Origin of the sequence: Proteus vulgaris (assembly GCF_023100685.1) — a bacterium.
GTDB lineage: Bacteria > Pseudomonadota > Gammaproteobacteria > Enterobacterales > Enterobacteriaceae > Proteus.
The window spans coordinates 258544-273951 of record NZ_CP090064.1 but is presented as its reverse complement, the minus strand read 5'-3'; the positions used below and the strand labels follow the sequence as shown (position 1 = coordinate 273951).

General features: G+C 39.5%; 13 protein-coding genes. 6 read left to right on the top strand and 7 right to left on the bottom strand.

Going from position 1 to position 15408, the window contains the following annotated elements; genetic code table 11:
* Nucleotides 1-338: 338 nt before the first annotated feature.
* Nucleotides 339-809 carry a transcriptional regulator ArgR gene (gene argR, locus LW139_RS01380; protein WP_006535714.1) on the top strand — a complete coding sequence of 157 codons (471 nt, stop codon included), beginning with the start codon at nt 339-341 and terminating at the stop codon, nt 807-809.
* A gap of 63 nt (nt 810-872) precedes the next feature.
* Here argR and mpl read toward each other — a convergent pair whose 3' ends face one another.
* Entirely contained in the window at nt 873-2252 is a 1380-nt protein-coding gene (mpl, locus tag LW139_RS01375) for a UDP-N-acetylmuramate:L-alanyl-gamma-D-glutamyl-meso-diaminopimelate ligase (RefSeq protein WP_166540295.1), read from the bottom strand.
* Between the two features lie 164 nt (nt 2253-2416).
* Here mpl and fbp point away from each other — a divergent pair, with 164 nt between their 5' ends.
* A complete protein-coding gene (fbp, locus tag LW139_RS01370; RefSeq protein ID WP_023583589.1) occupies nt 2417-3424 on the top strand; it encodes a class 1 fructose-bisphosphatase in 1008 nt (335 codons plus the stop codon).
* A 199-nt stretch (nt 3425-3623) separates the two neighbouring features.
* Entirely contained in the window at nt 3624-4151 is a 528-nt protein-coding gene (gene ppa / locus LW139_RS01365; RefSeq protein ID WP_166540294.1) for an inorganic diphosphatase, read from the top strand.
* Nucleotides 4152-4475: 324 nt separating this feature from the next.
* Here ppa and LW139_RS01360 read toward each other — a convergent pair whose 3' ends face one another.
* The 3 genes from LW139_RS01360 to tamA are packed head-to-tail and all read right to left on the bottom strand — an operon-like array spanning nt 4476 to nt 10392.
* Nucleotides 4476-4823 carry a gamma-glutamylcyclotransferase family protein gene (locus LW139_RS01360; protein ID WP_023583593.1) on the bottom strand — a complete coding sequence of 116 codons (348 nt, stop codon included), beginning with the start codon at nt 4821-4823 and terminating at the stop codon, nt 4476-4478.
* 5 nt (nt 4824-4828) lie between these two features.
* Nucleotides 4829-8653 carry an autotransporter assembly complex protein TamB gene (gene tamB / locus LW139_RS01355; RefSeq protein WP_432652199.1) on the bottom strand — a complete coding sequence of 1275 codons (3825 nt, stop codon included), beginning with the start codon at nt 8651-8653 and terminating at the stop codon, nt 4829-4831.
* Entirely contained in the window at nt 8650-10392 is a 1743-nt protein-coding gene (gene tamA, locus LW139_RS01350) for an autotransporter assembly complex protein TamA (protein WP_166540293.1), read from the bottom strand. The genes tamB and tamA overlap by 4 nt, the downstream gene beginning before the upstream one ends.
* 126 nt (nt 10393-10518) lie before the next feature.
* Between tamA and msrA the strand changes: the two genes are divergently transcribed.
* Nucleotides 10519-11157 carry a peptide-methionine (S)-S-oxide reductase MsrA gene (gene msrA, locus LW139_RS01345; protein WP_166540292.1) on the top strand — a complete coding sequence of 213 codons (639 nt, stop codon included), beginning with the start codon at nt 10519-10521 and terminating at the stop codon, nt 11155-11157.
* Between the two features lie 150 nt (nt 11158-11307).
* Entirely contained in the window at nt 11308-12690 is a 1383-nt protein-coding gene (locus tag LW139_RS01340; protein WP_166540291.1) for a hemolysin family protein, read from the top strand.
* 75 nt (nt 12691-12765) lie between these two features.
* Here LW139_RS01340 and LW139_RS01335 read toward each other — a convergent pair whose 3' ends face one another.
* A complete protein-coding gene (locus tag LW139_RS01335; RefSeq protein ID WP_036939412.1) occupies nt 12766-12972 on the bottom strand; it encodes a DUF1107 domain-containing protein in 207 nt (68 codons plus the stop codon).
* 282 nt (nt 12973-13254) lie between these two features.
* Between LW139_RS01335 and LW139_RS01330 the strand changes: the two genes are divergently transcribed.
* Entirely contained in the window at nt 13255-13815 is a 561-nt protein-coding gene (locus LW139_RS01330) for a YtfJ family protein (RefSeq protein ID WP_247850519.1), read from the top strand.
* A 54-nt stretch (nt 13816-13869) separates the two neighbouring features.
* Here the strand turns inward: LW139_RS01330 and cysQ are convergent, their stop codons facing one another.
* Nucleotides 13870-14610, bottom strand: coding sequence for a 3'(2'),5'-bisphosphate nucleotidase CysQ (gene cysQ / locus LW139_RS01325; protein ID WP_166540290.1), 741 nt, complete (start codon nt 14608-14610; stop codon nt 13870-13872).
* Nucleotides 14611-14752: 142 nt separating this feature from the next.
* A complete protein-coding gene (locus LW139_RS01320) occupies nt 14753-15373 on the bottom strand; it encodes a peptidylprolyl isomerase (protein ID WP_036939421.1) in 621 nt (206 codons plus the stop codon).
* Nucleotides 15374-15408: the final 35 nt, after the last annotated feature.

The following is a 15408-nucleotide window of genomic DNA, read 5'->3' as shown; positions in this document are numbered from 1 at the left end:
CATTTATAGTGGAAAATAATACTTTGGTTATTCTAAACAAATTGCTTATCTGTTAATGAGATAGTGGGCACTCTTTTGATAAATAATTCCAATAAATTGGGTAAAATGTTAAGTGGCACTATCTCCTTATGATAATCATTTAAGCTTATCATTTATTTAACAAATATTTTACTTCCTTAAATTATCACATTCAAAGTCGATAAATAAAACTTTTTTGCAGTACATTCTACTTTACAATTTTCAGTAGATTACCTCTCACCTTTCATCGTCTTTTGTTGCATAAAAATTCACTTCTCTGCATAATACGCAGGTTATTGATAACTCACTAAAGGTGAACTATGCGCGTTCCTTCTAAGCAAGAAGACTTGGTTAAAGCGTTTAAAGCCCTGCTGAAAGAAGAAAAATTCAGTTCACAAGGCGAGATTGTGACGGCATTACAAGAGGCCGGATTTGATAATATTAATCAATCCAAAATCTCTCGTATGCTAACAAAATTTGGTGCAGTAAGAACCCGAAACGCCAAAATGGAAATGGTATATTGCCTTCCAACTGAACTTGGCGTACCAACAGCAAGTAGCCCATTAAAAAATTTGGTACTCGATATCGACCATAACCATTCGGTTGTGGTGATAAGAACGAGCCCAGGTGCGGCACAACTTATTGCACGTTTATTAGATTCATTAGGCAAAGCAGAAGGGATCCTTGGCAGTATTGCAGGTGATGACACTATTTTCTCAACACCAGCGCCAGGATTTTCAACAGAAGAGTTGCGAGATGCAATCCTAAACCTGTTTGATCAGGAATTATAATCGCTTTACTCTAACGTCCTAAAATAAGCCACTAAACATTCAGTGGCTTATTTTTATTTATTATTAATACTGATTCTCTGATCCTTTAGGCTGAGCTAATTTTTTAAGCAGCTTTTCATGTATCCCACCAAAGCCACCATTACTCATAATTAAAATATGATCGCCCGCTTGTGCTTCTTTCGCAATCATATCCACTAATGTATCAAGATCGGTACTCCAACGAGCGGGTTGTACGCAATGCTCTGCAATATCACTCACTAACCATTGAATATTCGGTGGCTGGAATAAAAATACTTCATCAGCTCGACCTAATGCTGGGGCGATATCATCCTTGCTAATTCCCATTTTCATGGTATTTGAACGAGGCTCTAACACCGCAATAATACGCGCGGTTCCACCGACTTTACTGCGTAACGCTTCAAGCGTTGCTAAAATCGCCGTAGGATGGTGTGCAAAATCATCATAAACACTGACCTGATTAACTTCACCACGTAACTCTAAGCGACGACGCGCATTAACAAACTTATCTAATGCTTCACAAGCGTCATCAGGTAAAACACCAACATGGTGTGCAGCAACTATTGCCATTAAGCCATTTTGCATGTTGTGTTCACCAGAAAGCCCCCAACACACTTCTCCGACTCGCTCACCTTTATGAAACACCTCAAAATGACTACTGTCATTAGTGAGTTTTTTAGCTTGCCAATCGCCTGTTTCACCCGTGAATTCTTGTTCGCTCCAACATCCCATTCCAATGGTCTGTTTTAAATTTATATCGTTGTCAGGCATGATGATTTTTCCGCTGCCTGGAACAATACGAACTAAATGATGGAATTGTTTTTGAATTGCCGCTAAATCGTCAAAAATATCGGCATGATCAAATTCAAGGTTATTTAAAATCAGTGTGCGAGGTGAGTAATGTACAAATTTAGAACGTTTATCGAAGAAAGCGCTATCATACTCGTCGGCTTCAATCACAAAGAAAGGACTTTCACCTAATTGTGCTGAAACTTGGAAATTACCAGGCACACCCCCAATCAAAAAACCCGGCTTATAGCCACAATCTTCTAAAACCCAAGCTAACATACCTGCCGTTGTTGTTTTACCATGAGTTCCTGCAACCGCTAATACCCAACGTTCAGGTAAAATATAATCATGTAGCCATTGAGGGCCTGAAGTATAAGGCAGACCTTTTTCAAGTACAGCTTCAACACAAGGATTTCCTCGTGTCATTGCATTACCAATAATCACCATGTCAGGAACAGGTTCTAATTGTTTAGGGTCATATCCCTCAATCAGTTCAATTCCCTGATTTTCTAATAAGGTACTCATTGGTGGATAGACATTAGCATCAGAGCCTGTGACTTTATGTCCCTTAGCTCGAGCTAAAATGGCAAGACTTCCCATAAAGGTGCCACAAATACCAAGAATATGAATGTGCATGAATTTCTGTCCAATAGCATGAAGTTGGTCACTATTCTAACGATCAAAAAGCAGATAAGGAACGGATTAACCTTTGAATCATTCGATTCTTTGGCTAAACTTGCCACCACCAAGGAGATTTTCCTCCTTTTTTACTTTACCCACTCACATTCAGGACCTGCGTCATGAAAACATTAGGCGAATTTATCGTCGAGAAACAACAAGATTTTCCCCATGCAACTGGCGAACTTACTGCATTACTTTCGGCAATTAAGCTTGGGGCTAAAATTATCCACCGTGATATTAATAAAGCAGGGTTAGTCGATATTCTGGGTACTAACGGTGTTTCTAATGTTCAAGGTGAAGCCCAGATGAAACTGGATCTTTACGCGAATGAGAAACTAAAAGCGGCATTAAAAGCACGTGGTGAAGTTGCGGGTATCGGATCAGAAGAAGAAGATGATATTGTAATCTTTGAAGGTGATCGTGCTGAGAATGCTAAGTATGTTGTACTAATGGATCCTTTAGACGGTTCGTCGAATATTGATGTAAACGTTTCCGTCGGGACAATTTTCTCTATTTACCACCGTATTACGCCTATTGGCCAATCTGTAACATTAGATGACTTCTTACAACCTGGTCATCGTCAAGTTGCAGCAGGCTATGTCGTTTATGGCTCATCAACCATGTTAGTTTATACAACAGGTTGTGGTGTTCACGCCTTTACTTATGACCCTTCTTTAGGTGTGTTCTGCCTATCTCATGAAAGTGTGCATTTCCCACCAACAGGAAATATGTACTCTATCAATGAAGGTAACTACATCAAATTCCCATTAGGTGTCAAAAAATACATTAAGTATTGCCAAGAACAAGATGCAGCCACTAATCGCCCTTATACCACTCGTTATATCGGTTCTTTAGTCGCTGATTTTCACCGTAACTTACTGAAAGGTGGCATTTATATCTATCCAAGCACTGCAAGCCACCCTACTGGTAAATTACGTTTACTCTATGAATGTAACCCAATGGCGTTTTTAGCAGAACAAGCTGGCGGTAAAGCGAGTAATGGTAAAGAACGTATTCTTGATATCGAACCTAAAGAGCTTCACCAACGTATGCCTTTCTTTGTAGGTACTAAATCGATGGTTGAGCAAGCTGAAAGCTTTATGGCGCAATATCCAGACGAAGAATAATTCATTGGTCTAGCTCCGACATAGATAAACCGGGCTTCTTTTTCGTCCGGTTTTTTCATCTTTGGAAATAGAACTTCCTTTTATTTACTGCTTATTTTTACGTCATAACGCAACATGTTCGGCAAAAAACGGGTATTGTTAAAAACTTTTCGCTATACTACAGGCCACGTAAAATTAATTTTTTTATAGGAAATTTTTTATGAGCCTGAATCATGTTCCTGCTGGTAAAGAACTACCAGAAGATATTTATGTTGTTATTGAAATCCCAGCAAATGCTGATCCTATCAAATACGAAGTTGATAAAGAAAGTGGTGCACTGTTTGTTGACCGTTTTATGTCAACTGCAATGTTCTACCCATGCAACTACGGTTACATCAACAACACATTATCTTTAGATGGTGACCCAGTAGACGTTCTGGTTCCAACTCCATACCCATTACAACCAGGTTCAGTTATTCGTTGCCGCCCTGTTGGCGTACTGAAAATGACTGACGAATCAGGTGAAGATGCGAAACTGGTTGCAGTACCACACACTAAACTGAGCAAAGAATACGATCACATTAAAGATGTGACTGATCTACCAGAACTGTTAAAAGCACAGATCAAACATTTCTTTGAGCACTACAAAGATTTAGAAGCGGGCAAATGGGTTAAAGTTGACGGTTGGGAAGACGTAGAAGCCGCTAAAGCTGAAATTCTGTCTTCTTTCGAACGTGCTAAAAAATAATTCTGACGCTATCAGAATAACTAACTAAGTAAGTTATTATTTTATAATTTACTGATGAATAAGCTCTTCTTATTGAAGAGCTTTTTTATAATGGTACTACTCTTTTCTTCAAACACATTATACGTAATCTACCGCTTATCAATGTAATCGCAATACCGACTATCATTAATGTATAACCCACTAATTTATTTTATTAGATTAAACAACGATTAATTATAAATACTATTTTCGATTAAAATTATTCCCCTTTTATAAAAATAAAAACGGCTCAATATTCCTATCAAGCCGTTTTTGCATAATATTGAGTAAAAGGGTAATAACCGGTTACTCTTCTTCGTGGCGCTTTAACCAATCACCACATTTTATTTCACGTAAACCATCCACAGGCTTTTGATAAAGGTAGATCCAAGCACTGCCATAAGGCGTTGAAATCAGTTGTCGCTTGTAATCCTGATCATTCTTTTTCAATTCATCAAGCTCTGTCAAGATAGAAGGGGTTATCCGATAAACTTCGCACTCTATCTCTCCTTCACCTTCAATAACCGCAGGGTAAAACCCTAAATCATAGAGTTTGTACCCCACTAACTTATGCTCACCTAAAAGTTGCGCATACGTCATCCAGTGATGGTTACCTTGGTTTTGCCGTAAACTTCCATAAACAATAATTCGCATATAATTTAAAACTCAAATTGATAAAGCAGATCTATTGCCTGATTCATACCAGACACTGCTTGTAAATACAACCTGGGCATCAAGCGATAACGTAAGGTTAACGTCGCTAGCGAATCAAATATACCCACTCCATACTTCACTTGTAGATCGTTCGTTATCTTACCGCTGACCACAACTTGTGAGTTATCCCCCACACCTTGTGTATCAAGCGCTAAATCCGAAACACCAAAGGTTTCACCTATGCGCCCTACAAGCTGACCACTCTGACCAACGCCTAATCCTATCAGCATTGCTGTCATTTGTGATGAATCAGCATCACCACTGTCTAGACCTTCGCCTCTTAACAAGTAAGATAATGCTTCTTGTTGTGTTTTAGCCGGCTCAGAGAAAATTTCCACTTTAGGCTGGTCAGCAAGTCCTGTTACCCGAACCCCTGCAATGACATTATCTGCGGTATTATCTGGATTACGAATAGCCTCGATATTTAAGTAAGGTTGATCAACAGGTCCCGAGAACAAGATTTGGCCCTTACGTACTTGTAAGTCTTGTCCATAGGCTTTGAATGCCCCTCTTGGAATATCAACTTGCCCATTTAAACCTAGCCCTTGTTTATTCTGATTGACTTTAAGTGTTCCCGTCAATCGGGCGCTAAGTCCAAATGCGTCCAGCGTCACATCATCACCAATATTAATCGCTAAATTACTTTGAATTGGAATCGATGTCTCTTTTGGTGCTATAGGTTGCAAGTTTTTATCTAGCATCACTTCATCAGAAGATGCCGATACCGCTGATTCTGGTAATTCTTGAACCACAATACGAGCCCAAGGGATATCAATACGACCATCTAATTTCAGTAAATGAGGGCCAGCCTCAAAGACGAGATCAGGATTAACATCAATACGCACCATTGGAGGCAATGACACTCGTAGCTTATTACCATTAGCGGCGACCACTGCCCGCCATTCATCTAACTTACGCCAATCGGCATTCCCAGTAAGATTCAAATAACCTTCTGGCGTTTCAATTCTGCCGCCTAAGTCCGATGTTGCTCCATTGAATCGAACATCAACATTACCTTTCGTAATATCAAATGGGATCCAATGCCCAACCACTTTTAATTGATTAATCCCGAATTGACCAAATAACAGTGGCGATTGAGCACTTCCTCCTAAACGTAATTGAGCGCCAATATTCCCTTGAGCAATTTCACCTTTACCTAAGAACGGTTTAATTAAATCTAATGTCAAATTATCAATATCAACCGTACCTGATAGTTGGCGCTTTTTCTCAAGATCGGCAACATGTACATTACCTTTAAAGTCACCATTACCTGCAATGCTAATCAGCCATTGCAATGTTGCTTTACCATTATTCATACCTGCATTTAAGGTAATAGCATCGAAATCAATAGGTAAAATCGTTCCTTCAATATTCTGTTTTACCGCAACACCTTGCCCTTTTAGATTGACAGATGCTTTCGGTAATCCACCTTTTGAGTTCCATGTTGCAGTGGCATCCCCTGTAAATACACCTCGAACAGAAGTTTCAGGTGGCAAGAACGGCTTTATCATTGCTAAATCAAAACGTGTTAGCGTTATTGCAGCAGTTCCACTTTCACCCACTGTTATCGCTTTAGGAACACAAACTTGCGCATTTGGGTTCACCCAGCAATGAGAGCCAATCGTGATCTCTTGCTTTTCTGCCAACAAATTCAGCGCCATTGCTTTATTTAAACGCCATTCACCCACAGGGGTATCAAAAGCTGTATTATTTAGTGTTCCTTTCCACTGTTGTTTCTCTTTATCAAATGATCCAGCTAATGTCAGCCCACCAGAAACAGGCTCACCATCCATTTTCAACGTGAGTTTATGTTGTTTTTCTGTGCCTGCTGCATCTAACGTTAAATTACGGATAATTAAATCAGCTTGTTTTAACTGACGTGCAGTAATAGCCAGTTTGCCACCAATCTCTTTATCAGACTGAACATCGCCTTTAATCGTAATAGATTCAACACTCACTTGATCTTGCCATTTAATACCTTGAGCGTTGATATCAGCAATAATCTTCGGTGCATTAATATCACCTCGAATATTCACCTTACCTTTTACAACACCAGCAAGTCCTGGCACTAAACCATTTAATCCTGGCGCATTAATATTGGCATCTAATGCCCACTTGTCACCTAGATGTCCTTCGATATCGAGTTTATTCTTACCCAGTATCAGATTTAATTGAGGAATATTCCATTGCCCAGAATCATTACCATAGGCATTCCCTCTCGCCTTGATAAGATTATTTTTGATATTGCCATCTAAAGTGATTTCAGGAACACGTAATTGCCAACTTCCACCATACAGGCTTCCCGTTGTAGCAATACGCCCATCTAATTTGGCTGGCATATCAGGATACTGTTTTGCGGTATTAATTCCTGAAATAGTGAGCAATGCATTCCAACTAATGGCTTTACTCCAATCAGCAACACCTGTGATATCAGCATGACCTTGTAATGCTGCTAAACGCAGACGTGTTAACTCTATTTTTTCTTCATTACCCTTTGCATCCAACATTAATTTAGCCGGTGGGATCTCCTGACCTTGGATATCAGAACGCAATGAAAGATCGTAATTATCCGTCTGGCCATTGAGACGTAGTCGAGTGTCATTAAGTTGATATTGTGCATCACCAGTTAATGGCCAACGTACTTTTTGACTCTCTAAAGTCAGTTTTAATGGAAGATGTGGCTTGGCTAACTCAGCCTGAGCATCAAGTGTAGCGGTTACTGTTCCAGTTAAAGAAAGTGCTAATTTAAGCTCTTCGAGTAACGCACCTTGTAAAGAAAGTGTCGCTTTTTGATCTTTAAAATCTTCAAGCCCCACAACATCACGAATGGTTGCGTTGATATCTAAATTAACAGGCCATTGTTTATCAAGCGTGATCCCCCCATTTAAACTGACCTCACCTTCAGGCGCATCAACACGTAATTTAGTGAGATTAACTTGCTTACCTTGAATATTTGCCTCAAAAGATAATTGATTGATAGTAACTGGAGTATCCCCACTCACTTGTAATTGCTTACCTTCAATACCTTCAATATTGATATCCACAGGAATAATAATTTCAGGTAATTCAGCCAATAATGGCTTAGCAAAGATCGTTTTAATTGTGTCTGCTAATGCTTGTTCTTTTTCTTCTGGTGTTTTAGGCTCAGCTTTAGGTTTTGCAGTTACGACTTCTTTTACATCTCGGGCAACCGCTTCAACACTACCGTCTTCTGGCGTTTTGGGTAACGCCACCAGCAAATCATTAATAACGGTTGGATTTAATGTAACTAGGCGACCTTCCCACTGAGCACCTGTTTTAAACTCATCCAGCGAGATTGCCATATCGTCAATCTTCACATGCGTATTTTCTAATGAGAGCGAGTTTAAATAGATAGGTAACGGAGCATTGAGCTCAGTTAAAGGTTCTGATGGTGGTGTTTCTTCAGAGGGTGGGAAAGCACTAGTATCAACATTAACAACCACATCGCGTGTCGCCAATGTATCAACGCAAACTTGTTTATCCGTCAGGCACGCTAAACGTAATCCTAATGATAACTCACCTACGTTCACATCAACTCCGGGCATTTGATACTCAACACCCGTTAAACGCAGATCTTTCCAGTCACCATTAACATCCTTGATAACTAAGCCTGGAACCCAGCGAGCAGCACTATTAATGGCAAAATGCAAACCTGATTGTGTTCCTAAGATCCAAGCTACAGCACCAAATGTAAGCAAAATAATGATAAGGAGTGTTAACGCAATCCATTTCAACCACTTTTTTATCATAACTCTGCTCCTAACCCGATATAAAACTGGAGTCTACGTTTATCAACGTCACTCACAGGTAGTGCTAAATCAAATTTAATTGGCCCAACAGGTGATGCCCAGCGCACACCGGCACCGGCACCTGTTTTAAAATCACTGCGAGTAAAATCATTAACCGCTTCGCCACTATCAATAAAGACAGCACTCCACCAATTACCTGTAACGTTATATTGATATTCTGCCGATCCAACAAGCATCCTTGATGCCCCTGTTAAATTACCTTTACTATCTTCTGGTGAAATACTTTGGTATTTAAAGCCTCGAACACTCCTATCACCCCCTGCAAAGAAACGTAGCTCTGGAGGAACTTGTTCAAAAGCATTCGTTTCAATCCAGCCCAAATTACCTCTTACCACAAAACGATGCCCTTCCCATGGTGTACGGATCCAAACCTGTTGCGCTTGGAACGCTGCAAACTCGACATCCGAACCCCACATTTTATTAGAGTAGTCTAATGAGTAACGTTGGCTGTCTCCCCAAGAAGGCATCATCCCACCACGTTGACGTACACGGCTGGCAGTAACACCGGGATAAAGCAACATGGTGGTATTTGTAACTTCACCTTGGGTAAAGTGGCTAAGACTCCAACGTGTATTCACACTGTATTGCCAGCCCGTAGACATATCCCAGTTACGAGACACATTTAACGTTGTGGTATCAGAACGAGTATCATTTAAATCGGTACGTTTAAAACCACCTTGAACACCATAATATTGCTCCAATGGGTTAACCTTAAGTGGAATTTTATAGTTCGCGCCAATAGATTGTTCAGGCTGAGAAACGCTAATGTTGGAGGTTAGACTATGACCACGCGAGTTCATCCATGGTTTATCCCACTGCATATTAAGGCGAGGACCAACATCGGTGGCATAACCACCACCAAGCTCTACGTAGTTACGAGAACGCGGAGTGACAACCGCACTCATTGGTAAAAGATGTGAACCTTCGGCTCGTGCTTTTGCAATATCAGGAGTAACAACCGCAGAGTTAAACCACCCTGTTGCGGCTAAACGACGATTAAATTCAGCAAGATCTTCAGACGCGTAATATTGCCCTTCTTTAAAGGGAACAATATTTTGTAAATAGTCTTCACGAATTTGAGAACCAGTATAATTTACTTTGCCAAAGCGATAACGTTCACCACTATTAAAGACAAAATCCCAATATGATGCATGGTTATCTAACGAGACACCTAGCTGACTTTTATCCATTTCTGCATCAAAGTAACCACGACGGATAGCAAGCCCTGTTAATGAACCTTTGAGCTTTTCATAATCACCATGGTTTAAAACACTATCAAGAGGAGGAGTATTTTCTTTAATTACCTTTGCATATTGTTCGTCGGTTTTAGCACCACCTTCAAGAACAATATCGACTCCTTTAAGTAAGATAGGAATACCGGGCTCAACTTTAGCGGTTAATACAGAGCGCGTTGGCGGTGTATTTTCTTGATAAGAAAATGTCACACTAGGCTGATAATAGCCTAAAGGGCGAAGTCCTTCTTGAATTGCTTTTTCAACACGCGCACGAAAACGCCCGTCAGGTGCAACTTCTTCTGTTGTAATGTTTGATAGCTGGACTCGCGCATTTTTTTCGAGTTGCCCTTCTAAACCTTCTACTTTTAAACGCAAACTTGCCCCATAGGCAACCGGTGCGATAAAAGACAGACAGAGAACGTAGATAACGGAGTATCTCGGCACGTTTTCTCCTCAATATGATTTAATCCATGTGATGAATTGACGACAAACTGTTTTAAGCTTTATTGTAGATTTAGTTTATAACAATATTAAGCCTTTACCATAGTAAAGCATTTACAAATATAAAAAATGGAGTCTACCTTGCAACATAAAGCTTACCAACCAGAGAATGCCTTAAGGGGTACCTCGACACCATTAGAAATATCTGCTAATCATGCAGTAAATGGGCATTCTATAAATGATACTCCTGAAAAGATGAGTATCGCTTATTTTGCCATGGGTTGTTTTTGGGGAGTTGAACGTCTGTTTTGGCAACAACCAGGTGTTTACTCAACAAGTGCGGGTTATAGCGGTGGTGTAACAGAAAATCCAACCTACCAACAAGTTTGCCAAGGTTTAACTGGCCATAGTGAAGTGGTGAGAGTTGTTTTTGATCCTGCAATAATTAGCTACCAACAACTTCTGGCTCTTTTTTGGGAAAATCATAATCCATCACAAGGTATGCGCCAAGGTAATGATATTGGCAGCCAATATCGTTCTGCCATTTATACTGTTAACGCAGAGCAATATGAACAAGCTATTGAGTCAAAAAAGCGTTATCAACAAGCAATGAATGCTCAAGGCGCAACAACGGAAATTACGACAGAAATACAGCCAACAGGCCCTTTTTATTTTGCTGAAGATTACCACCAGCAATATTTACACAAAAACCCACAAGGCTATTGTGGATTAGGCGGGATAGGTGTCTGTTTTCCACCTGAAAAGTAATACTAGCAGAAAATAGCAGGGCGATGATATAATTGCGCCCTCTTATCTATCTTTGTGAATAAATCCATCACAATATATTGATTTATCTTCTATTTTTAACACTCTAGTATTGCCCTTTGGATTAAATACTTGGGGTGATGTGAGCCTTATATGCTTAATAGTTTACTCATTGTGCTTTTGCTTTGTGCTATCAGCGCCTTTTTTTCGCTGTCTGAAATTTCTCTTGCCGCCTCTCGTCGAATTAAACTCAAACAACTCGTTGATGAAGGTAATATTAACGCTGCCCGCGTCTTAAAAATGCAAGAAATGCCAGGCATGTTTTTTACTGTCGTTCAAATTGGATTAAATGCAGTTGCCATTTTGGCGGGTATCGTTGGTGAGTCTGCATTCTCCCCTTCACTAAAAAGTTTCTATCTACAATTTTTTGAAGAGCCTCTAGCTCAACAGCTTGGATCTATCTGCTCTTTTATTATTGTCACATCAATGTTTATTTTACTGGCTGACTTAACCCCAAAACGTATTGGTATGATTAAGCCTGAAGCTATCGCATTAAGAATTGTGAATCCAATGCGTTTCTGCCTTGCTTTTTTCCGCCCTTTAGTATGGTTATTTAATGGCATGGCTGATCTCATCTTCAAGCTGTTTAAAATTCCGATGGTCAGAAATGAAGATATTACTTCTGATGATATTTTCGCCATAGTGGAAGCCGGAGCTGTTGCAGGGGTTTTACGTAAACAAGAACATGAACTCATTGAAAATGTCTTTGAATTAGAATCACGCACCGTGCCTTCTGCAATGACGCCTCGGGAAGATGTGGTTTATTTTGATCGCGAAGAAACTGAAAACGACATTAAAGAAAAAATTGCCACCCAGCCTCACTCTAAATTTTTAGTTTGTGAAGGTGATATCGACCATATTATTGGTTATGTGGATTCTAAAGAGCTTCTTAATCGCGTTATTAATGGACAAAGCCTAAATCTCAATGAAGGTGTTCATATCCGTAAAGCGCTCATTATTCCTGATACATTAACACTTTCAGATATGTTAGAAAGTTTTAAAACATCAGGTGAAGATTTTGCCATTATCCTCAATGAATACGCCATGGTAATGGGTGTTATTACGTTAAATGACGTGATGACAACATTGATGGGCGATTTAATTGGGCCAGGACAAGAAGAGCAAATTGTCAGTCGTGATGAGCATTCATGGTTAGTTGAAGGTGGTACACCAATTGATGATGTGATGCGCGCACTTGATATTGATGATTTCCCTGATTCAAGTAATTACGAAACTATTGCTGGTTTTATGATGTTTCGCTTACGCAAGATCCCAAAACGCACAGATTATGTGAAGTTCTCAGGGTATAAGTTTGAAGTTGTCGATATTGATAATTATAAAATTGATCAATTACTTGTGACAAAAATTGATGATATTCCTCCCGTTAAACCCGTCTTACAGGAGCATGTTCCTGTTACACAGACAACAACAACGGAAGTAGAAATCAAAAAAGATGAAAATAAAATTGCTGATTAGTAACTAAATGAAATTAATAACTGAGTCTTATCTGAAAACTCAAAGAGAAAGACTCAGTTATCTATCAGATAAAAGTTAACCCATTTCAGCTTTAAGTAAAATAACCTGCTGGTTTACTTCACTCATAACATTAAAATGTAGCTTATCTTTTATTTTAGGCAGTAAAATTTTGCCGTAATCAAATTCAAATGCACCCATTCCTTTGATGTAAAACCGTCCACGAAATAACGTCTTAACGTAGAGAGCAATTTTTTCAGGGTTATAGCGATTGAAGATTTTCATCTTTCAGTTAGTCTCCCATGCTCGTTGTTGAGTTTAATAAGTCATAAAAACTTATCTTTATATATCAAATTTAAAGACCTAATTATAAGTACTAGGTTCAACTTATTTAAATTTCTTATCTATTTTTACATTTATTGACAGTAAAGAATATAAATCAAGATAACGTAAGCAATATCTTACCCTCTGAATGTTAAATAAATGTATCAAGAATGCGGTATTATTCTTCACTAGCTTCTATGCTTAAATAGAATCTAACGTCATCTCAATAATAGGACAATGGCTATGCACAAACTCACCTTAGCTGCACTTTTACTTAGCACATCAACATGGGTATTTGCTCATAACATCACTGAGAATACCGTACTCCCAGCAGTCACCATCAATGACAAAGGTGAACTGCTTTATGACACAACTAAAGATAAGTTTAGCTACCAAAATTGGAACAGTGGTCTGCTTAGTGGAAAAGTACGTACAGTTCAGCATATAGCGGGACGTAGTAAGGCTAAGGAGATGAATGCACCGTTTATTGAAGCGGTTAAATTGGCCAAATTCCCGCAAGCGAGCTATCAAACAACGACAATTATTAATACAGATGATGCAGTATTTGGGACAGGCCCCTTTGTACGTGGCAGTGTTGAAGACAGTAAAAAAGAGTTTCCTTGGTCACAATTTATTGTTGATGCCGATGGCGCAACATTAAAAGGCTGGGGATTAGAAAAAGAGAATTCAGCGATTGTTGTACTTGATAAACAAGGCAAAGTACGTTTTGTGAAAGAAGGCGTATTAAGTGGTGCTGAGATAACCACAGCTATCAATCTTATCAATGATTTAATTAAAGAATGATGTGAGATATCGGAGCCTTTATTAAACAAAAGGCTCCGACCGCCTCTCTACATACTAAAATATAGAAACTCTAAATCCTGGGTTTATCAGCGATTCTTTAGGAGAATAATCTAACGTTATCCCTTTCCAATCTGTGACATGTGCGCCAGCAGCAATCGCTATGGCATGACCTGCCGCCGTATCCCACGTATGCGTGGGTCCAAAACGAGGATAAAGCTGGGCTTTACCTTCTGCAACAAGACAAAATTTTAGAGATGAGCCGACGGCAACCGTTTGATGTTCACCTAGCTGTGATAAATATTCTTTTAATTCATCATCTTGATGAGAACGGCTGATCACTATCACAGGGGGTTCTGCCCGACTTGCATGAATAGGTAATCGCTGGCCACACTCCTCTTTCCACGCTTTTTTATTGGCAGCCGCATATAACACATTTTGCACTGGTGCATAAACGACCCCTAAAATCGGAATACCCTTTTCGATTAAGGCTATATTTACCGTAAACTCACCATTCTTACTGATAAATTCTTTAGTACCATCTAATGGGTCAATTAGCCAATAACGATCCCAATGGCGGCGAACTTCCCATTCAGGTGGATCTTCTTCAGATAATTGAGGTATATCAGGAGCAATAGAAGCAAGTCCTTGTTTGATAATTTGATGAGCGGCTAAATCTGCTTCTGTAACAGGTGAATTATCACTTTTTTCCTGCACTTGGATCGGCTCGGATTGCTGATAAATCTGCATTATCGCCATACCGGCTTGGCGAGCTAATTTGCTGACTTGTTCTAACATAATGCACCTCTCTTATTTCTATAAGCATGATCACTTCTCTTATAAAAATCAATTACCCTACTATCTCTTTATTTTAGTATAGAGACAACAATAGCCGGCAAAACCGGCTATTTTTTACTCTGATTTACCGCAGAATAAGAAATTATAAAATTTCTAATAATTCTACTTCAAATACTAATGTTGCGAATGGAGGAATAGCCGCACCAGCTCCGCGTTCGCCATAAGCTAATTGATAAGGGATATATAATTCCCATTTAGAGCCTACTGGCATTAATGTTAATGCTTCAATCCAACCTGCGATAACACCATTTACAGGGAATTCTGCTGGCTGACCGCGTTGAACAGAACTGTCAAATACAGTGCCATCAATTAAACGCCCCGTGTAGTGAACACGAACATGATCAGTACGTGCAGGGATAGCACCTTCACCCGCTGTCAGTACTTTATACTGTAAACCTGATTCTGTAACTTGAACGCCTTCATTTTTCACATTTTCTTCTAAGAAAATTTTACCCGCATCAGCAAGCTCAGCTTGGCGTTCTTGGCGAACAGCTTCAGCACGCTCATGCATAGTACGTAAGGCATTGTGTAATGTTTCAACAGGTACAGAAGGCGCATTACCTTCTAATGCATCGGTCAAGCCAGCTAACAGTGCTGCGGGCTCTAATCCTTGAAGACCTGATTCAGTCAGTTGTTGACCGACTTGCAGACCAATACCGTAACTTGCCTGTGATTCGATAGAATCAAATGATGGTTTTGACATGAAAAATACCTGTTTTTTATGAAAGTTAAACCCAA

Bases quoted from the DNA above. Each gene is read 5' to 3' on its own strand.
- argR (WP_006535714.1), top strand. From the start codon at position 339: ATGCGCGTTCCTTCTAAGCAAGAAGACTTGGTTAAAGCGTTTAAAGCC.
- mpl (WP_166540295.1), bottom strand. From the start codon at position 2,252: ATGCACATTCATATTCTTGGTATTTGTGGCACCTTTATGGGAAGTCTT.
- fbp (WP_023583589.1), top strand. From the start codon at position 2,417: ATGAAAACATTAGGCGAATTTATCGTCGAGAAACAACAAGATTTTCCC.
- ppa (WP_166540294.1), top strand. From the start codon at position 3,624: ATGAGCCTGAATCATGTTCCTGCTGGTAAAGAACTACCAGAAGATATT.
- LW139_RS01360 (WP_023583593.1), bottom strand. From the start codon at position 4,823: ATGCGAATTATTGTTTATGGAAGTTTACGGCAAAACCAAGGTAACCAT.
- tamB (WP_432652199.1), bottom strand. From the start codon at position 8,653: ATGATAAAAAAGTGGTTGAAATGGATTGCGTTAACACTCCTTATCATT.
- msrA (WP_166540292.1), top strand. From the start codon at position 10,519: ATGGAGTCTACCTTGCAACATAAAGCTTACCAACCAGAGAATGCCTTA.
- LW139_RS01340 (WP_166540291.1), top strand. From the start codon at position 11,308: ATGCTTAATAGTTTACTCATTGTGCTTTTGCTTTGTGCTATCAGCGCC.
- LW139_RS01335 (WP_036939412.1), bottom strand. From the start codon at position 12,972: ATGAAAATCTTCAATCGCTATAACCCTGAAAAAATTGCTCTCTACGTT.
- LW139_RS01330 (WP_247850519.1), top strand. From the start codon at position 13,255: ATGCACAAACTCACCTTAGCTGCACTTTTACTTAGCACATCAACATGG.
- cysQ (WP_166540290.1), bottom strand. From the start codon at position 14,610: ATGTTAGAACAAGTCAGCAAATTAGCTCGCCAAGCCGGTATGGCGATA.
- LW139_RS01320 (WP_036939421.1), bottom strand. From the start codon at position 15,373: ATGTCAAAACCATCATTTGATTCTATCGAATCACAGGCAAGTTACGGT.